This is a genomic window from Streptomyces sp. NBC_00683 (assembly GCF_036226745.1).
Lineage (GTDB): Bacteria > Actinomycetota > Actinomycetes > Streptomycetales > Streptomycetaceae > Streptomyces.
In genome coordinates this window covers 5,361,002-5,377,500 of sequence record NZ_CP109013.1, presented here as the reverse complement: position 1 = coordinate 5,377,500, position 16,499 = coordinate 5,361,002, and the positions used below count along the sequence as shown (strand labels likewise).

20 protein-coding genes, 1 tRNA gene and 1 riboswitch are annotated in these 16,499 nt (G+C 68.3%); of the genes, 9 read left to right on the top strand and 12 right to left on the bottom strand.

The window, feature by feature from the left end; translation table 11 throughout:
* The first annotated feature begins 19 nt into the window (after positions 1-19).
* The gene (locus tag OG257_RS24010; protein ID WP_329210589.1) at positions 20-2,407 is read left to right on the top strand and encodes a transglycosylase domain-containing protein; all 2,388 of its coding nucleotides are present in this window, start codon (positions 20-22) and stop codon (positions 2,405-2,407) included.
* A 3-nt stretch (positions 2,408-2,410) separates the two neighbouring features.
* On the opposite strand, the gene OG257_RS24005 is transcribed toward OG257_RS24010, so the two are convergent.
* From OG257_RS24005 to OG257_RS23995, 3 genes are all read right to left on the bottom strand, one after another.
* The gene (locus tag OG257_RS24005) at positions 2,411-2,731 is read right to left on the bottom strand and encodes a DMT family transporter (RefSeq protein WP_329210587.1); all 321 of its coding nucleotides are present in this window, start codon (positions 2,729-2,731) and stop codon (positions 2,411-2,413) included.
* 36 nt (positions 2,732-2,767) lie between these two features.
* Positions 2,768-2,839: riboswitch (guanidine-III (ykkC-III) riboswitch) on the bottom strand.
* A 51-nt stretch (positions 2,840-2,890) separates the two neighbouring features.
* Positions 2,891-3,229 (bottom strand): GroES family chaperonin, encoded by a 339-nt coding sequence (locus OG257_RS24000; RefSeq protein WP_329210585.1) that lies wholly within the window; start codon positions 3,227-3,229, stop codon positions 2,891-2,893.
* Positions 3,230-3,291: 62 nt separating this feature from the next.
* Positions 3,292-3,612, bottom strand: a complete 321-nt coding sequence (locus OG257_RS23995; protein WP_329210583.1) for a DUF3618 domain-containing protein — start codon at positions 3,610-3,612, stop codon at positions 3,292-3,294.
* Between the two features lie 129 nt (positions 3,613-3,741).
* Here OG257_RS23995 and bcp point away from each other — a divergent pair, with 129 nt between their 5' ends.
* The 5 genes from bcp (at position 3,742) to OG257_RS23970 (ending at position 7,546) form a co-directional block, all read left to right on the top strand.
* Positions 3,742-4,209: a thioredoxin-dependent thiol peroxidase gene (gene bcp, locus OG257_RS23990; RefSeq protein ID WP_329210581.1), complete on the top strand. Its 468-nt coding sequence runs from the start codon at positions 3,742-3,744 to the stop codon at positions 4,207-4,209.
* Between the two features lie 130 nt (positions 4,210-4,339).
* On the top strand, positions 4,340-5,836 hold the full coding sequence (gene proP / locus OG257_RS23985) for a glycine betaine/L-proline transporter ProP (RefSeq protein ID WP_329210580.1): 1,497 nt from the start codon (positions 4,340-4,342) through the stop codon (positions 5,834-5,836).
* 155 nt (positions 5,837-5,991) lie between these two features.
* Positions 5,992-6,618 (top strand): HNH endonuclease signature motif containing protein, encoded by a 627-nt coding sequence (locus tag OG257_RS23980; RefSeq protein ID WP_329210578.1) that lies wholly within the window; start codon positions 5,992-5,994, stop codon positions 6,616-6,618.
* Entirely contained in the window at positions 6,615-7,439 is an 825-nt protein-coding gene (locus tag OG257_RS23975; protein ID WP_329210576.1) for an HNH endonuclease signature motif containing protein, read from the top strand. Before OG257_RS23980 ends, OG257_RS23975 begins: the two co-directional genes overlap by 4 nt.
* 32 nt (positions 7,440-7,471) lie before the next feature.
* Positions 7,472-7,546: transfer RNA gene (locus tag OG257_RS23970), tRNA-Leu, on the top strand.
* Positions 7,547-7,595: 49 nt separating this feature from the next.
* Here OG257_RS23970 and rdgB read toward each other — a convergent pair.
* The 4 genes from rdgB to OG257_RS23950 all read right to left on the bottom strand — a co-directional run bounded on the left by rdgB (position 7,596) and on the right by OG257_RS23950 (position 9,889).
* Positions 7,596-8,198, bottom strand: a complete 603-nt coding sequence (gene rdgB, locus OG257_RS23965) for an RdgB/HAM1 family non-canonical purine NTP pyrophosphatase (protein WP_329210575.1) — start codon at positions 8,196-8,198, stop codon at positions 7,596-7,598.
* Positions 8,199-8,219: 21 nt separating this feature from the next.
* A complete protein-coding gene (locus tag OG257_RS23960; RefSeq protein WP_329210573.1) occupies positions 8,220-8,609 on the bottom strand; it encodes a hypothetical protein in 390 nt (129 codons plus the stop codon).
* A 102-nt stretch (positions 8,610-8,711) separates the two neighbouring features.
* Positions 8,712-9,449 (bottom strand): ribonuclease PH, encoded by a 738-nt coding sequence (rph, locus tag OG257_RS23955; RefSeq protein WP_329210571.1) that lies wholly within the window; start codon positions 9,447-9,449, stop codon positions 8,712-8,714.
* Between the two features lie 149 nt (positions 9,450-9,598).
* Positions 9,599-9,889, bottom strand: a complete 291-nt coding sequence (locus OG257_RS23950; RefSeq protein ID WP_329210569.1) for a PTS glucose/sucrose transporter subunit IIB — start codon at positions 9,887-9,889, stop codon at positions 9,599-9,601.
* Between the two features lie 163 nt (positions 9,890-10,052).
* On the opposite strand from OG257_RS23950, the gene OG257_RS23945 reads away from it, so the two are divergent.
* Positions 10,053-11,372, top strand: coding sequence for a PTS transporter subunit EIIC (locus tag OG257_RS23945; RefSeq protein ID WP_329210567.1), 1,320 nt, complete (start codon positions 10,053-10,055; stop codon positions 11,370-11,372).
* Positions 11,373-11,626: 254 nt separating this feature from the next.
* Positions 11,627-12,892 carry a PTS transporter subunit EIIC gene (locus OG257_RS23940; protein WP_329210565.1) on the top strand — a complete coding sequence of 422 codons (1,266 nt, stop codon included), beginning with the start codon at positions 11,627-11,629 and terminating at the stop codon, positions 12,890-12,892.
* Positions 12,893-12,969: 77 nt separating this feature from the next.
* On the opposite strand, the gene OG257_RS23935 is transcribed toward OG257_RS23940, so the two are convergent.
* Positions 12,970-13,722, bottom strand: a complete 753-nt coding sequence (locus OG257_RS23935) for an MBL fold metallo-hydrolase (protein ID WP_329210563.1) — start codon at positions 13,720-13,722, stop codon at positions 12,970-12,972.
* A 172-nt stretch (positions 13,723-13,894) separates the two neighbouring features.
* Between OG257_RS23935 and OG257_RS23930 the strand changes: the two genes are divergently transcribed.
* Positions 13,895-14,362, top strand: a complete 468-nt coding sequence (locus OG257_RS23930) for a type II toxin-antitoxin system PemK/MazF family toxin (protein ID WP_329210561.1) — start codon at positions 13,895-13,897, stop codon at positions 14,360-14,362.
* 93 nt (positions 14,363-14,455) lie between these two features.
* Here the strand turns inward: OG257_RS23930 and OG257_RS23925 are convergent, their stop codons facing one another.
* The 4 genes from OG257_RS23925 to OG257_RS23910 all read right to left on the bottom strand — a co-directional run bounded on the left by OG257_RS23925 (position 14,456) and on the right by OG257_RS23910 (position 16,469).
* Positions 14,456-15,406, bottom strand: a complete 951-nt coding sequence (locus OG257_RS23925) for a PLP-dependent cysteine synthase family protein (RefSeq protein ID WP_329210559.1) — start codon at positions 15,404-15,406, stop codon at positions 14,456-14,458.
* Entirely contained in the window at positions 15,406-15,684 is a 279-nt protein-coding gene (locus OG257_RS23920; protein WP_329210557.1) for a MoaD/ThiS family protein, read from the bottom strand. Before OG257_RS23920 ends, OG257_RS23925 begins: the two co-directional genes overlap by 1 nt.
* Before the next feature lie 115 nt (positions 15,685-15,799).
* Positions 15,800-15,913, bottom strand: coding sequence for a putative leader peptide (locus OG257_RS23915; protein ID WP_329210556.1), 114 nt, complete (start codon positions 15,911-15,913; stop codon positions 15,800-15,802).
* 121 nt (positions 15,914-16,034) lie between these two features.
* A complete protein-coding gene (locus tag OG257_RS23910) occupies positions 16,035-16,469 on the bottom strand; it encodes a M67 family metallopeptidase (protein WP_329210554.1) in 435 nt (144 codons plus the stop codon).
* Between the last annotated feature and the right edge of the window lie 30 nt (positions 16,470-16,499).

The following is a 16,499-nucleotide window of genomic DNA, read 5'->3' as shown; positions in this document are numbered from 1 at the left end:
CCGAGGAGCCTCCACAGCCATGAGCCACGAGCCACCGCAGCCCGGCGGAGACCACGGAGAGCCAGGTCGGAAAGGTCCCGCCGGCTGGCCGCCCCGGGACCCCACCACCGCGGCGACCGCCCGGAACCCGCAGCCCACGGACAGCGCACAAGGCGGCAAGGGGCGCACAAAACGCGTCAAGCGGCCCAAGCGCACCGGCTGGCGCCGTGCCGTACCCACCTGGCGCATGGTGCTCGGCAGCACCCTCCTCATCGCGCTCCTGCTCGTCGGCGGATTCATCGCCGGATACAAACTCGTCGGCATCCCCGCCGCCAACGCCGCCGCGACCGCGCAGTCGAACGTCTACCTCTACGAGGACGGCAGCGTCATCGCCCGGGACGGCGAGATCAACCGGGAGAACGTCCGGCTCGACGGGATCCCCCGCACCGTCCAGCACGCCGTACTCGCCGCCGAGGACCGGGACTTCTACTCCGAACCCGCCATCGACGTCAAAGCCATGACCCGCGCCGGCTGGAACACCCTCACCGGCAAGGGCCGCCAGGGCGGCTCCACCATCACCCAGCAGTACGTCAAGAACTACTACCTCGGCCAGGAACAGACCGTCGTACGCAAGGCCAAGGAATTCTTCATCTCGATCAAGCTCGGCCGCGAACAGAGCAAGGACGAGATCTTCGAGGGCTACCTCAACACCAGCTACTTCGGCCGCAACTCCTACGGCATCCAGGCCGCCTCCCACGCCTACTACGGCAAGGACGCCAAAGACCTCGACACCGGCGAGGGCGCCTACCTCGCCTCCCTGCTCAACGCCCCCAGCGCCTACGACGTCGTCGCCCACCCCGAGAACCGGGCCGCGGCCCTCGCCCGCTGGAACTACGTACTCGACGGCATGGTCAAGGAGGACTGGCTGAGCCCCTCCGACCGCGCAGCCATGACCTTCCCCGTCCCCGGCAAGGCCAAGCCCGCCACCGCACTCTCAGGACAGCGCGGCTACCTCGTCCAGGCCGTCGAGGACTACCTCGCCGCCAACAGGATCCTCGACGAGAACACCCTCGCCACCGGCGGCTACCGCATCACCACCACACTCGAGAAGAAGAAGCAGGACGCCCTCGTCGAAGCGGTCGAGGACAACGTCCTGGCCAAGACGAGCGACGACCGCAAGGCCGACCGCAACGTCCGCGTCGGCGGCGCCTCCATCGACCCCGCCACCGGCCACGTCCTCGCCATGTACGGCGGCATCGACTACACCAAGCAGTACGTCAACAACGCGACCCGCCGCGACTACCAAGTCGGCTCCACCTTCAAGCCGTTCGTCCTCACCGCAGCCATGGCCAACGGATCCACCACCCAGGACGGCCGGGGCATCACCCCCAACACCCGCTACGACGGCACCAACAAGCGCACCGTCCAGAGCGCCCACGGCTCCACCGGATACTCCCCCGCCAACGAGGACGACGTCGACTACGGCTCCCTCACCGTCCGCGAGGCCACCGACAAATCCGTCAACGCCGTCTACGCCCAGATGGCCCAGGACGTCGGCCCCGACGCCGTCAAGGACACCGCCGTCTCCCTCGGCATCCCCCAGAACACCCCCGACCTCACCGCCTCCCCCTCCATCGCCCTGGGCCCCGCCACCGCCAGCGTCCTCGACATGACCGAGGCCTACGCCACCCTCGCCGACCACGGCAAGCAGCGCGAACACACCCTCGTCGCCAAGATCAGCAAGAACGGCACCGACCTCGCACTCCCCGCCAGGAACACCCGGCAGGCCGTCAGCCGCGAAGCAGCCGACACCACCACCTCCGTCCTGCGGAGCGTCGTCGACGGCGGCACCGGCACCGCAGCCCAAGCGGCGAACCGCCCCGCCGCAGGCAAGACGGGCACCGCCGAGGAGGACAAGGCCGCCTGGTTCGCCGGCTACACCCCCGACCTCGCGACCGTCATCGCCGTGATGGGCCAGGACCCCGTCACCGGCGTGCAGAAACCCCTGTACGGAGCGCTCGGACTCGCCCGCATCAACGGCGGCGGCGCACCCGCACAGACCTGGGCCGCCTACACCGCCGTCGCCCTCGAGGACGACGAGGTGCAGCAGTTCGAGCTCGAAGCCGAAGAAGGCCCGGAAGAAGCCGACCCGGACGAGGAAGGGAACGAGGAGTCGGACGAACCCGGTGAGGACCGGAGCGAAACCGACTCCCCCGACTCCCCCGACTCCGACAGCCCCTCCGACGTCAGCACGGCGACCTCCCGGGCCCCGCAGACCCCCAGGACCGCCACCCCGGCCGACGCCCCCTCACGCACCTCCGCCGCCACGACACCCGACACCCCCGACGGCGACCGCCCCACCCCCGGCGACCCGGAGGACGACGGCTTCGTCGAAGGAGCCCGCGGCCCCGGCCTGCCCCGCCGCTGACACTCAGTGCCCGGACGTCGCCTTCAGACCCACCACGGCAACCAGCAGCAGACACACGAAGAAGATACGGGCGGCCGTCACCGGCTCGTGCAGCACCACCATGCCCAGCACCGCCGCACCCGCCGCGCCGATCCCGACCCACACGCCGTACGCCGTACCGATCGGCAGCGTCTTCGCCGCATGCGACAGCAGCACCATGCTGGCCACGATCCCGAGGCCCGTGAACACACTCGGCCACAGCCGCGTGAACCCCTCGGTGTACTTCATCCCGATCGACCAGCCCACTTCCAGCAGACCGGCAACAATCAACAGAACCCACGCCACGACGGCACCTCCGACACCAGACACGCGAACAACACGGGTGCGTCGTCTTTACGGAAAACCCGGTACGGCGCGTCTCGTCGGGGTCGCTCCAGCCTAACAAAACACAGCCAAAAGGCCTGGTGACAACGGTCACCAGGCCTCCACACCCCACCTGCCGGACTACAGATACAAGCCGGTCGAATCCTCGGAACCCTCGAACCGGTCCGCCGCCACCGCATGCAGATCCCGCTCCCGCATCAGCACGTACGCCACACCCCGCACCTCGACCTCGGCACGGTCCTCGGGGTCGTACAGCACCCGGTCCCCCGGCTCCACCGTCCGCACGTTCTGACCCACCGCGACCACCGCGGCCCACGCCAGACGCCGGCCGACCGCCGCAGTCGCAGGAATCAGGATGCCGCCGCCCGAACGCCGCTCGCCCTCGGGCGAATCGGACCGGACCAGCACACGGTCGTGCAGCATCCGGATGGGCAGCTTGTCGTCGGTGTCGTTGCTCACGCCCCGAAACCTACCTGCCCCGAAGCGCTCCGCACGCCCCCGGGGCCACCCGGAATCCGCCCTCAGCGCTTCCGGCCACGCACCGAAACCGTCAGCAACGCCACCGCGCCGACCACCAGCAGCGCCGCCGGAATGACGCGCTCCAGCCGCGGCGAGCCCTCCTCCGACACGAACTGCGCCTTCACATCCGACACCGACCGGTTCACCGCGACGAACGCACGCCCGGCAGTCCGGTCCACCGTCGACGCCACCTTGGCCTTCGCATCACCGATGATCGTCTTCGGGTGCACGCGCACCCCGATCTCGTCCAGCACCACCGCAAGCTGCTCACGCCTGCTGATGATGTCCGCCTCGATCTGCGCAGGGGTCCTCATATCCGACACTGCGCCGCCTCCGTGGTCGTCGTCCGGTAAACCTTCATCGACAGTCTGTCAGCTCGACCGCTCCTACACCCGGCGGCACCCCCTATTACGCTCGGTCCCACACACCCCGCGTGCCACTCGAGGAGAAACATGAGCGAGCGACTCCAGACCGGCGACCCCGCCCCCGCCTTCACCCTTCCGGACGCCGACGGCAACGAGGTCTCGCTCGCGGACCACAAGGGCCGCAAGGTCATCGTCTACTTCTACCCCGCCGCGCTTACCCCCGGCTGCACCAAGCAGGCCTGCGATTTCACCGACAACCTGGAGCTCCTCACCGGGGCCGGATACGACGTCATCGGCGTGTCCCCCGACAAGCCGGAGAAGCTCGCCAAGTTCCGCGAGAAGGAGAACCTCAAGGTCACCCTCGTCGGAGACCCCTCCAAGGAGACCCTGGAGGCGTACGGCGCATACGGCGAGAAGAAGCTCTACGGCAAAGTGGTGACGGGCGTCATCAGGTCGACGATCGTCGTCGACGAGGAGGGCAAGGTCGAGCGCGCCCTCTACAACGTCAAGGCGACCGGCCACGTAGCGAAGATCATCAAGGATCTCGGCATCTGACCGGGTTCCACCCCACCACCTGGCCGAAAAACATGTGAGCGACGTCGCAATCGGCCACGGATTCGGTTTGCAACCGCCATGACCGCGCAGAAGCCTTTCCTGGAACACCCTTCGAGGAAAGGAACCGGCCATGGCGGCCCCCGACCCCCACCAGGCGGCCGACCCGGACGCGGTCAAACGCCACCCCGCGCTCTTCCGTGCCATCAGGAAGCGCAAGAACCCCCGGCTGCGTCGGACCGACATCACCGTCACCGACGACCAGGCGGTCAAGCGCGCGGTGAAAGCGGCATCGCTCGGTAACGCCATGGAGTGGTTCGACTTCGGTATCTACTCCTACCTCGCCGTCACCATCGGGCACGTCTTCTTCCCTTCCGGGAACGACACGACCCAGCTCCTCTCCTCCTTCGCGACCTTCGCCGTGGCCTTCCTCGTCAGGCCGCTCGGCGGAATGTTCTTCGGACCCATGGGCGACAAGATCGGCCGGAAGAAGGTCCTCGCCCTCACCATGATCCTCATGGCGATCGGGACCTTCGCGATCGGCGTCATCCCCTCCCACGACACGATCGGACTCTGGGCCCCCGCCCTGCTGATCCTCTTCCGGATGCTCCAGGGCTTCTCCACCGGCGGCGAGTACGGCGGCGCCTCCACCTTCATCGCCGAGTACGCCCCCGACAAGCGCCGCGGCTTCTTCGGCAGCTTCCTCGAATTCGGCACGCTCGCCGGATACGTCGGCGCCGCGGGCCTGGTCACCGCCCTGTACGCCCTCCTGGACACCGGGCAGATGGAGTCCTGGGGCTGGCGCATCCCGTTCCTCGTCGCCGGACCCCTCGGCCTCGTCGGCCTCTACCTGCGACTGCGCCTGGACGAGACCCCCGCGTTCCAGAAGCTGGAGGGCGGCACCGCCCACGCCACGGAGGCCGCCGACCACGTCGAGTCCACCGCCAAGGGCGACCTCGCCAAGATCTTCCGCCAGTACTGGCCGACGCTGATCCTCTGCATCGCCCTGGTCGGCGCCTACAACATCACCGACTACATGCTGCTGTCGTACATGCCGACGTACCTCTCCGACGAGCTCGGCTACAGCGAGACCCACGGCCTGCTCATCCTGCTCGCCGTCATGATCTTCCTGATGCTGGTCATCAGCCAGTTCGGCAAGCTCTCCGACCGCTTCGGCCGCAAACCGCTCCTGATGGCCGGCATGCTCGGGTTCCTCTTCCTGTCCCTGCCGTCCTTCCTCCTGATCCGCCAGGGCAGCATCCCGGCGATCACCATCGGCATGCTGATGATGGGCCTCTCCCTGGTCTGCATGCTGGGCACGATGTCCGCCGCGCTCCCGGCCCTGTTCCCGACCAACGTCCGCTACGGCTCCCTGTCGGTGGGCTACAACATCTCGGCCTCGCTCTTCGGCGGTACGACCCCGCTGGTGATCACGGCCCTGATCAGCTGGACCGGCTCGAACCTGATGCCCGCGTACTACGCGATGGCGGCGGCGCTGGTGGGCGTGATCGCGGTGGCCTGCATGAAGGAAACCGCCAACCAGCCGCTGGCCGGCTCCCCGCCCTCGGTGGAGACGGCGGAGGAAGCGGCGGAACTGGTCCACGCGCAGAGCCCGGACCCGAAGTTCTGACCCGTTCTCTTCACGGAATGACCTGCCCCGCTTCAGTGGGGACTGAAGCGGGGCAGGTCATTCCACATCTTGTCGGATATCGGACGTGACTCTCCGATAAACGGATCGTTGTTCCGTGCGAGGCCGCGAACGCTCGGCCGGATGCGGAGGGGAACGTGTCGGTTCGGTATACGCGCGAGCTACTCGAAGAGGCAGCGCGCGAGACAACGAACGCCAATGATGCGGTTCGATGGTGCGGGGGGACGCCTACACCGGGGAGCCGGAGGTATCTGCAGAGCAAGATGGCGGAGTGGGGCATCGACATCTCGCACTTCGCTGACACGAGGGTGCGCCACACCGAGGAGAAGTTGCGCGAGCTGGTCGCCCATTCCACAAGTGTGGCCGAAGTTGTCCGCCGATTGGGCATCAATCCGGTTGGCGGCAATCACGCACACATCAGCCGCCGCATCGCGGTGCTCCGGATCGACACATCGCACTTCGTGCGCACACCGCCGCGTCGCCCCAAAGGTGCGCTGGGAAACCGTCTGACTCTCGGCTCCCCGTCAGACGGAAGGGTTCCCGGCGAACGACTGCGTCGAGAGCTCGTCCGCAACGGGGTTGAGGATGAGTGTGCCGCATGCGGCAACAAAGGCAAATGGCAGGACCAGCCGCTCCGGCTCGAAGTGGATCACGTCAATGGCGACTGGTGGGACAACCGTCCGGAGAATCTCCGGATCCTGTGCCCCAACTGCCACGCAGCGACCGACACTTATCGCGGCCGTAAGCGCGGCAGGGCGCTATGAGCGGCAAGTACCCGCGCGATCTGCTCGAACGAACCGCCGCTAGTGCAACCAGCCTCGTCGACGTCCTGCGCCGCCTCGGGGCACCGCTGGGCAGCCGGTCGTGCCGCTACGTGCGCGATCGGCTCAAGCACTACGACATCGACACATCCCACTTCGTCAAGGAATCCTTGCCGGATCGAGAGCACCGCTCGTACCCAAAGGAGGTCCTTGCCGAAGCTGCCGCCCACTCGCACAGCATCCGGGAGATGTTCGAGTACATGGGCCTGCCGCCAAGCGACAGCCCATACAGCTACATACGCGGAAGGCTTGATCGTCTCGGCATCGATACCTCGCATTTCACCAGCGGACGCAGACACGGGGCTCCTTCTACACCCCGCCGCCAACTGACAACCGCCGTCGTCGAGTCCCAAAGCCTCGCCGGCGTTCTCAAAACTCTGGGCCAAGTCGACAACGGCGGCACCCGTGCCCGCCTGAAGCGGGACATCGAGGCTTACGGCCTGTCAACTGACCACTTCTCGGGCCAAGGCCATGCGGCTGGCGCGCGCTCCCCGTACCGCAAAACCGCAGCCGAGATCCTCCTCCGCTTAGAATCCGGGGCATCTCGAACGCCCACAGCGCACCTGAGGCGAGCCCTCGACGATGTCAGGCTTCCTCACACGTGCGCGATTTGCGGCACCGGTGACACATGGCGGGGTAACCGCCTCGTCCTGGAGATCGATCACATCAATGGCGACAGGTTGGACAACCGCCTCAACAACCTTCGCTATCTCTGCCCTTCCTGCCACAGCCAAACGGCAACTTTCGCCAATCGTTCCCGATGACTCCCCACGGGCAGTAAGCTTGTTTTCGACTTGCGCCCGTACGCCATCTGGTTTGAGCGGCGATCTTTAGGTGGTCGTGTATGTCGGTTCGAATCCGACCGGGCGCACCCAGCACGGCGATGCCCGGTCCCTTCCAAGGGGCCGGGCATCGTTGCGTCAGCCCACCAGCTCCCGCACCACCGGCACCAGCGCCCGGAACGCCTTGCCCCGGTGGCTGATCGCGTTCTTCTCCGCGGGTGAGAGCTCCGCGCAGGTCCGGGTCTCGCCGTCGGGCTGGAGGATCGGGTCGTAGCCGAAGCCGTTCGTGCCCGAGGGGGCGTGGCGCAGGGTGCCCGTCAGGCGGCCTTCGACCACGCGTTCCGTGCCGTCGGGGAGCGCGAGGGCCGCCGCGCACGCGAAGTAGGCGGTGCGGTGGGGGGTGTCGATGTCGCCGAGCTGGGCCAGGAGCAGGTCCAGGTTGGCGCGGTCGTTGCCGTGGGTGCCGGACCAGCGGGCCGAGAAGATTCCGGGGGCGCCGCCGAGTACGTCGACGCAGAGGCCGGAGTCGTCGGCGACGGCCGGGTGGCCGGTGGCGCGGGCCAGGGCGTGGGCCTTGAGGAGTGCGTTCTCGGCGAAGGTGACGCCGGTTTCCTTGACGTCGGGGAACTCGGGGTACGCGTCCGCGCCGACGAGGTCGTGGGTGAGACCCGCGTCGGCGAGGATCGCGTGGAGTTCGGTGACTTTCCCGGCGTTGCGGGTGGCGAGGATCAGGCGCGTCATGCGTCGATTATCGCCGCACGGTCACGGGGAGCAGACCTTGCCGATCTCGCTGGCGGCGTCGGTGACCGGGGTGATGTCGGGGGTGGCGTCGCCCTTCTCGATGGAGGCGCGGACGTTGGTGACGCCTGCCTGGAGGTCGTCGACGGCCTTGCTGAGGTCGGCGTTGTCCGTGGTGTCGCCGAGGTCCTTGAGCTCCTTGTCGATCTCGTCCAGGGCCTCGGAGGCCTGCGTCGGGTCGTTGGAGGCGTTGGAGATGGCCTGCTGGAGGTTGTTGACGCTGGTGGCGATGGCGTCGGCGGTGCGGACGCAGTCCAGGGCCTTGTCGACGGCTCCGCAGCCGACGGCTGCGGTGAGGGTGAGCAGGGTGGCCGTGACGGCGAGTGCGGTGCGGTGGTGGCGGCGCGAGGCCATGGAGCGGTCCCTCCCCGGGGGTTGATACGTGGACGGACGCACGGTTCGACCCGTGCGCCCGTATCGGTTACGACGCTGTGCGGTGCGTATTTGGTTGCTTCTTTACTCGCCGAGGGTACGGGCGAGTGCTGCTTCCTGGATCTTCGTCAGGTCGGCGCAGCCGCCCGTGGCGAGGTCGAGAAGGGCGTTGAGCTCGGCGCGGTCGAAGGGCTCGGCCTCGGCGGTGCCCTGGACCTCGACGAAGCGGCCGTCGCCGGTGCAGACGACGTTCATGTCGGTCTCGGCGCGGACGTCCTCCTCGTAGCAGAGGTCGAGGAGGGGGGTGCCGTCGACGATGCCGACGCTGATGGCGGCGACGGTGCCGGTGAGCGGCTTGCGGCCGTGCTTGATGATCTTCTTGCCCTGGGCCCAGGTGACGGCGTCGGCGAGGGCGACGTAGGCGCCGGTGATGGCGGCGGTGCGGGTGCCGCCGTCGGCCTGGAGGACGTCGCAGTCCAGGACGATCGTGTTCTCGCCGAGGGCCTTGTAGTCGATCACGGCGCGCAGGGAGCGGCCGATGAGTCGGCTGATCTCGTGGGTGCGGCCGCCGATCTTGCCGCGTACGGATTCGCGGTCGCCGCGGGTGTTGGTGGAGCGGGGCAGCATGGAGTACTCGGCGGTGACCCAGCCTTCGCCGCTGCCCTTGCGCCAGCGCGGGACGCCTTCGGTGACGGAGGCGGTGCAGAAGACTTTGGTGTCGCCGAAGGAGATGAGTACGGAGCCTTCGGCGTGCTTGCTCCATCCGCGTTCGATGGTGACGGGGCGGAGCTGTTCGGGGGTGCGGCCGTCGATGCGAGACATGGCGCCGAGCCTATCGGCTGGCGGGGGTGGCTCCGTTCGGGTGCACCGCAGGCCCCGTTCCGGGGCCGGTGAGGGCCGAGGGAACGGGGCCTGCGGGGTGCGGCGCGGACCTGGGTGGGCCGGCCGGGGCCGGCCTGGGGGTCAGCGGGTCACATCATGTCTTCGATGTCGGCGGCGATGGGGTCGGCGTCGGTGCCGATGACGACCTGGATCGCGGTGCCCATCTTGACGACGCCGTGGGCGCCGGCGGCCTTCAGTGCGGCTTCGTCGACCTTGCTGGGGTCGTGGACTTCGGTGCGGAGGCGGGTGATGCAGCCTTCGATCTCGTCGATGTTCTCGATACCGCCGAGGCCGGCGACGATCTTCTCAGCCTTGCTGGCCATGTCCTTCTCCCTGGTCTGTGCGTGTGGGGGCGGCCCACCGTGGGTCCGTTTCGTCACGGTAACGCACGGTTGGCCCAACTTCACGGGCGGGTAACCGCGCTGTCCCCAATGATGACGATCACCGGCGCCCTGCCTTCCGGGCGGGCTCCGCACCGTACCGCAACTGGTCTACACCAGTTTGCAACGACCGCCAAACCTGGCGTGTTCCAGGAGGATGCCGATGAGCTCCAGCAGCGCAGCAGGCGCGGCAGTGCCGCAGAAGAAGTGGTGGAACAGCGCCTTCCAGGGTCTGCAGAAGATGGGTCGCAGCCTCCAGCTGCCGATCGCCGTCCTTCCCGCGGCGGGCATCCTCAACCGGCTCGGTCAGCCCGACGTCTTCGGCGACGACGGCCTCGGCTGGACGAACATCGCCAAGGTCTTCGCGGCGGCGGGCGGTGCCCTGCTCGACTCCGGGCTCGGCCTGCCGCTGCTCTTCTGCGTCGGTGTCGCGATCGGTATGGCGAAGAAGGCGGACGGTTCGACCGCGCTCGCGGCCGTCACGGGCTTCCTCGTCTACTACGCGGTCCTGCACGCGTTTCCGGTCGACTGCGCGGAGGGTTCGGACTTCGCCGGGGCAGGCACGTGGGGCGGTGTCTGTGTCGCCGACGACACCACCGTGACGGCGGCCGCCTACCAGAACCCCGGTGTGTTCGGCGGCATCGTGCTGGGGCTGCTGTCGGCCTGGTTCTGGCAGCGGTACCACCGGGTCAAGCTGGTCGACTGGCTGGGCTTCTTCAACGGCCGCCGGCTCGTCCCGATCATCATGGCGTTCATCGGCCTGCTCTTCGCGAGCCTGTGCGCCTGGCTGTGGCAGCCGGTCGGTGACGGCCTGACCAGCTTCTCCGAGTGGATGGTGGACCTGGACTGGCTGGGCTCCGGCGTCTTCGGTGTCGCCAACCGCGCCCTGCTCGTCTTCGGTCTGCACCAGTTCCTGAACACGTTCGTCTGGTTCCAGTTCGGTGACTACACCAAGCCCGACGGCACGGTCGTGCACGGTGACATCAACCGGTTCCTGGCGGGCGACCCGACGGCCGGCCAGTTCACCACCGGCTTCTTCCCGATCATGATGTTCGCGCTTCCGGCGGCGGCGCTGGCGATCACCCACTGCGCGAAGCCGCACCGGCGCAAGGCGGTCGGCGGACTGATGGTCTCGGTCGGCCTGACGTCGTTCGTCACCGGCATCACCGAACCGATCGAGTACTCGTTCCTCTTCGTCGCACCCCTGCTGTACGTGATCCACGCCTTCCTCACCGGCGTCTCGATGTCGGTGACCTGGGCGCTGGGGACGAAGGACGGCTTCAGCTTCTCGGCAGGCCTGATCGACTACGTCATCAACTGGAGTCTGGCGACCAAGCCATGGCTGATCATTCCGATCGGGCTGGCCTTCGCCGTCGTCTACTACGCGATCTTCCGGTTCGCGATCACGAAGTTCAACCTCCAGACGCCCGGGCGGGAGCCCGACGAGGTGGAGGAACAGATCGAGAAGGACCTCACCAAGTAGTCTCCGCCGGGCTTCGGACCCGGCTCGGAACAGCCCTCGGACCTGGTGGTCCGGGGGCCTTTTCGTGTCACCCAGGGTGGTGGCCGAACTACTGCGCAAATTGAAGGTTCCTTATCTAACCCTCACCGTGCTAAAACTGGTCTACACCACTGAGTGGTCCAGACCACGCGGCTGTTCTCTCCGCCGCGTTCCTCGAGTCGTCGCCTCCCCGGTAACCCGTCCCCGGCGACGCCTTGCCTTACCGGAGGAAGTTCATGAGTACGGACACCGCTGCCCCGGCGGCTCCCGCGAAGAAGCGGGGTGCCGGAGTGTTCCAGGGCCTGCAGAAGATCGGGCGCAGCCTCCAGCTGCCGATCGCCGTCCTGCCTGCGGCGGGCATCCTGCTCCGCCTCGGCCAGCCCGATGTCTTCGGGGCGGAGGGCCTCGGCTGGGGCAAGGTCGCCACGGTCTTCGCGACCGCCGGTGACGCCGTCTTCGCCAACCTGCCGCTGCTGTTCTGCGTCGGTATAGCCATCGGCTTCGCCAAGAAGGCCGACGGTTCCACCGCACTCGCCGCCCTGGTCGGCTTCCTGGTCTACAAGAACGTGCTGACCGCGTTCCCGACCTCCGACGCCGTCGTGAACACCACGGCCAACAAGGGTGTCGACGTCGCTGCGACGTACAACGACCCCAAGGTCTTCGGCGGCATCATCATGGGCCTCCTGGCCGCCGTCATCTGGCAGCGCTACCACCGCACCAAGCTGGTGGACTGGCTCGGCTTCTTCAACGGCCGCCGTCTCGTCCCGATCATCATGGCCTTCGTGGGCACCGTCATGGGTGTTCTCTTCGGTCTGCTCTGGGAGCCGATCGGTGACCTCATCACCAACTTCGGTGAGTGGATGACGGGCCTGGGCGCCGTCGGCGCCGGCATCTTCGGTGTCGTCAACCGTGGGCTGCTGCCCGTCGGTATGCACCAGTTCGTGAACACGGTGGCCTGGCAGGAGATCGGTTCCTTCAAGGACTCCGCCGGTGGCGTGTGGCACGGCGACCTGCCGCGCTTCTTCCACGGTGACCCCACGGCCGGTCAGTTCATGTCCGGCTTCTTCCCGATCATGATGTTCGCGCTGCCCGCCGCCGCCCTGGCGATCACACACACGGCCCGGCCCGAACGCCGCAAGGCCGTGGGCGGCATGATGATGTCCCTGGCGCTGACCTCGTTCGTCACCGGCATCACGGAGCCGATCGAGTTCGCGTTCATGTTCATCGCGCCGCTGCTGTACGTCATCCACGCGGTGCTGACCGCCGTGTCGATGGCCGTCACGTGGGGCCTGGGCGTGCACCACGGCTTCAGCTTCTCCGCCGGTGCGATCGACTACTTCCTGAACTGGAACCTGGCGACGAAGCCGTGGATGATCATCCCCATCGGTCTGGTCTTCGCGGTGATCTACTACGCGGTCTTCCGCTTCGCCATCACGAAGTTCAACCTCACCACCCCGGGCCGTGAGCCCGAGGAAGAGGTCGAGGACCTCACCAAGGCGTAAGCCCTGGCAGGCGCACGATGAAGCCCCCACCTCCCGCGCCGGGAGGTGGGGGCTTCATCGTGCGTGGGGCCGGGGGCTCAGATCTCGTACACCGCCCCCGGAACGGCCAGCTCGACCGGGCCGTCGTACACCTCGCGGGCGTCGGCGAGGTTGCGTTCCGCGTCCGTCCACGGCGGGATGTGGGTGAGGACGAGCCGTCCCACTCCGGCGCCTGCGGCGTACTCGCCGGCTTCGCGCCCGTTGAGGTGGAGGTCCGGGATGTCTTCCTTGCCGTGGACGAACGATGCTTCGCACAGGAACAGGTCCGCGCCCTCGGCAAGTTCGGCCAGGGCGTCGCAGGTGCCCGTGTCCCCGGAGTACGCGAGCGCACGGCCGTTGTGCTCGACGCGGATGCCGAAGGTGTCGACGGGGTGGCAGAGCTTCTCCGTGCGGACGGAGAAGGGGCCGATCTCGAACGATCCGGACTTGAGCGTGTGGAAGTCGAAGACTTCGCCCATCGCGTGGTCGGACGGCGTGTCGGCGTGCGCGGTGGTCAGGCGCTGCTCGGTGCCCTCGGGGCCGTACACGGGGATGGAGGCGGGCCGTCCCCCGTCGTTCGGGTAGTAGCGGACGACGAAGTACGCGCACATGTCGATGCAGTGATCGGCATGGAGGTGGCTGAGGAAGATGGCGTCGAGGTCGTAGAGACCGACATGGCGCTGCAGCTCGCCCAGGGCGCCGTTGCCCATGTCGAGGAGCAGCCGGAAGCCGTCGGCCTCAATGAGGTAGCTCGAGCATGCCGAACCCGCGGACGGGAACGAGCCGGAGCAGCCGACGACGGTGAGCTTCATGGAGCGTGAACCTCCGAGACGTGGGAACGGGGAGGGTTCGTGCGGTCCGTCGAGCGTAAGGCGCGAAACCATAGGTCGCTCCTCCGCAGCCTGCCGTTGTGGGGGAACTCACCTGTGCTGTCACCGGTTCGATGGAAGCCCGCGTGTCTGCGGGCGCCGGTACGGTCGGGATATGAACACGTGGTGGTGGGTGGCGCTGGCCGCCGTTGTCCTGCTTGCTCTCGTCGTGACGGTCACCGATGCGCGGGGGCGGGGTGGCCGCGGGCCGCGCCGTCCGGGTGGGCGGACCCGGCCGCCGGGCCGGGCGCCGGAGCGGCGGCCCCGGCCGGGTGCGGTGCCGCGGCCCGGGGAGATCTGGTGGGCGGATGTGCCGTACGAGGACGGGCCCGGGTCGAAGGACCGGCCCTGTCTGGTGCTGTCGGTACGGGGTGGCACGGCGGTCGTCGCCAAGATCACCAGTAAGCATCACGAGGAGCGGCCGGGCGTGATCGCGTTGCCGCCGGGGGCGGTGGGCGATGCGCGGGGGCGGCAGAGCTTCCTGGAGACGGACGAGCTGCGGGACGTGGCGGTGTCGGGGTTCCGCCGGAAGGCGGGCGAGGTGGACCCGAAGGTGTGGGGCCGGGTGCGCGGGCTGGGGTGAGGCGGGCGCGGGATCCGGCCCCGCAGTGCCTGAGCGCCGGAAACGGGCTGGGGATTCCAGCCCGTTTCCGGCGCTCGGGGGACGGTCGGGCAGCTACGCCCAGAGCTGGCCGTGCAGGGTTTCGATGGCGGCCTCCGTCGTGGGGGCCGTGTAGACGCCTGTCGACAGGTACTTCCAGCCGCCGTCCGCGACGACGAACGCGATGTCGGCGCTCTCCCCCGCCTTGACGGCCTTGTTGCCGACGCCGATCGCGGCGTGGAGCGCGGCGCCGGTGGAGACGCCCGCGAAGATGCCCTCCTGCTGGAGGAGTTCGCGGGTGCGGGTGACGGCGTCGGCGGAGCCGACGGAGAAGCGGGTGGTGAGGACGGACGCGTCGTAGAGCTCGGGGACGAAGCCCTCGTCGAGGTTGCGCAGGCCGTACACGAGGTCGTCGTAGCGCGGCTCGGCGGCGACGATCTTGACGTCCGGCTTGTGTTCCCGCAGGTAGCGGCCGACTCCCATGAGCGTGCCGGTGGTGCCGAGGCCTGCCACGAAGTGCGTGATGGACGGGAGGTCGGTGAGGATCTCCGGGCCGGTGGTGGCGTAGTGGGCGCCGGCGTTGTCCGGGTTGCCGTACTGGTAGAGCATCACCCAGTCGGGGTGTTCGGCCGCGAGCTCCTTGGCGACGCGGACGGCCGTGTTGGAGCCGCCCGCCGCCGGGGAGGAGATGATCTCGGCGCCCCACATGGCGAGCAGGTCGCGCCGCTCCTGCGAGGTGTTCTCCGGCATGACGCAGACGATGCGGTAGCCCTTGAGCTTGGCCGCCATCGCGAGCGAGATGCCGGTGTTGCCGCTGGTCGGCTCCAGGATGGTGCAGCCGGGCGTCAGGCGGCCGTCCTTCTCCGCCTGCTCGACCATGTGGAGCGCGGGGCGGTCCTTGATCGAGCCGGTCGGGTTCCGGTCCTCCAGCTTGGCCCAGATGCGGACGTCCTCGGACGGGGACAGCCGCGGCAGGCGGACCAGGGGCGTGTTGCCCACGGCCGCCAGCGGGGAGTCGTACCTCATCAGCGCATGCCGCCGGCGACGGCCGGGAGGATGGTGACGTTGTCGCCGTCGGCGAGCTTGGTGGAGATGCCGTCGAGGAAGCGGACGTCCTCGTCATTGAGGTAGACGTTCACGAAGCGGCGGAGCTGGCCGCCGTCGACGATGCGCTCACGGATGCCGTTGTGGCGGCTCTCCAGGTCGGCGAAGAGGTCGGCGAGGGTCTCCCCGCTGCCTTCGACCGCCTTGGCGCCGTCGGTGTAGGTGCGGAGGATGGTCGGGATGCGGACCTCGATGGCCATGGCGTGGGCTCCTGTCGAAAGCGGGGAGTGGCGTGGGGCGCGCGTTTGTGCCCCCGCGCTGGGGGTGGTGCGTCTGTGGTGGCGCTCGGGGCCGCGGCTCAGGCCGTCGGGCGGCTCACGGGCATGCTGCAGCGGGACAGATCGCGCTGGACAGCCTGCACAGGTCGACGTGCAGCCGCGCGACGAGCAGCATGCCCGGCGTCTTGTCGCTCACGTCATGGGGAACCATGCGGTCATCGTATCGATTCCCGACCGGGAATCCGGAGTGTGATCCCACATCGTGGATGGTGAGCGTTCGCCATGTGGACAACAGCCGGGGGCGGCGCTCATGGCACCGCCCCCCGGGGAGCTCAGGAGGCCGGGGCGTACGCCTCGACGACCTCGACGTCCTCCTCCGTGATCTCGCCGTCCACGATGCGGTACGAGCGGAACTGGAAGGGGCCCGACCCGTCCGTGTCCGCGGTGGAGACCAGGACGTAGTGGGCGCCCGGCTCGTTGGCGTACGTGACGTCGGTACGGGAGGGGTAGGCCTCGGTCGCCGTGTGCGAGTGGTAGATGATCACCGGCTCCTCGTCCCGGTCGTCCATCTCGCGGTAGAGCTTCAGCAGGTCCGTCGAGTCGAACTCGTAGAACGTGGGCGAGCGTGCGGCGTTGAGCATGGGGATGAAGCGTTCCGCGCGGCCCGTTCCGGCCGGTCCCGCGACCACGCCGCACGCCTCGTCGGGGTGGTCGGCGCGGGAGTGCGCGACGATCTGGTCGTAGAGCGCCTGGGTAAGGGTCAGCATGGCGCCAGGATAAGCATCCGGGCCCCTGCG

What these genes read in the sequence shown, in the direction of transcription:
- OG257_RS23920 (WP_329210557.1), bottom strand. Translation starts at nt 15,684, where the DNA reads ATGGCCATCGAGGTCCGCATCCCGACCATCCTCCGCACCTACACCGAC.
- OG257_RS23945 (WP_329210567.1), top strand. Translation starts at nt 10,053, where the DNA reads ATGAGCTCCAGCAGCGCAGCAGGCGCGGCAGTGCCGCAGAAGAAGTGG.
- OG257_RS23925 (WP_329210559.1), bottom strand. Translation starts at nt 15,406, where the DNA reads ATGAGGTACGACTCCCCGCTGGCGGCCGTGGGCAACACGCCCCTGGTC.
- OG257_RS24010 (WP_329210589.1), top strand. Translation starts at nt 20, where the DNA reads ATGAGCCACGAGCCACCGCAGCCCGGCGGAGACCACGGAGAGCCAGGT.
- OG257_RS23930 (WP_329210561.1), top strand. Translation starts at nt 13,895, where the DNA reads ATGAACACGTGGTGGTGGGTGGCGCTGGCCGCCGTTGTCCTGCTTGCT.
- OG257_RS23960 (WP_329210573.1), bottom strand. Translation starts at nt 8,609, where the DNA reads ATGGCCTCGCGCCGCCACCACCGCACCGCACTCGCCGTCACGGCCACC.
- rdgB (WP_329210575.1), bottom strand. Translation starts at nt 8,198, where the DNA reads ATGACGCGCCTGATCCTCGCCACCCGCAACGCCGGGAAAGTCACCGAA.
- OG257_RS23915 (WP_329210556.1), bottom strand. Translation starts at nt 15,913, where the DNA reads ATGGTTCCCCATGACGTGAGCGACAAGACGCCGGGCATGCTGCTCGTC.
- OG257_RS23935 (WP_329210563.1), bottom strand. Translation starts at nt 13,722, where the DNA reads ATGAAGCTCACCGTCGTCGGCTGCTCCGGCTCGTTCCCGTCCGCGGGT.
- rph (WP_329210571.1), bottom strand. Translation starts at nt 9,449, where the DNA reads ATGTCTCGCATCGACGGCCGCACCCCCGAACAGCTCCGCCCCGTCACC.
- OG257_RS23975 (WP_329210576.1), top strand. Translation starts at nt 6,615, where the DNA reads ATGAGCGGCAAGTACCCGCGCGATCTGCTCGAACGAACCGCCGCTAGT.
- OG257_RS23910 (WP_329210554.1), bottom strand. Translation starts at nt 16,469, where the DNA reads ATGCTGACCCTTACCCAGGCGCTCTACGACCAGATCGTCGCGCACTCC.
- proP (WP_329210580.1), top strand. Translation starts at nt 4,340, where the DNA reads ATGGCGGCCCCCGACCCCCACCAGGCGGCCGACCCGGACGCGGTCAAA.
- bcp (WP_329210581.1), top strand. Translation starts at nt 3,742, where the DNA reads ATGAGCGAGCGACTCCAGACCGGCGACCCCGCCCCCGCCTTCACCCTT.
- OG257_RS23940 (WP_329210565.1), top strand. Translation starts at nt 11,627, where the DNA reads ATGAGTACGGACACCGCTGCCCCGGCGGCTCCCGCGAAGAAGCGGGGT.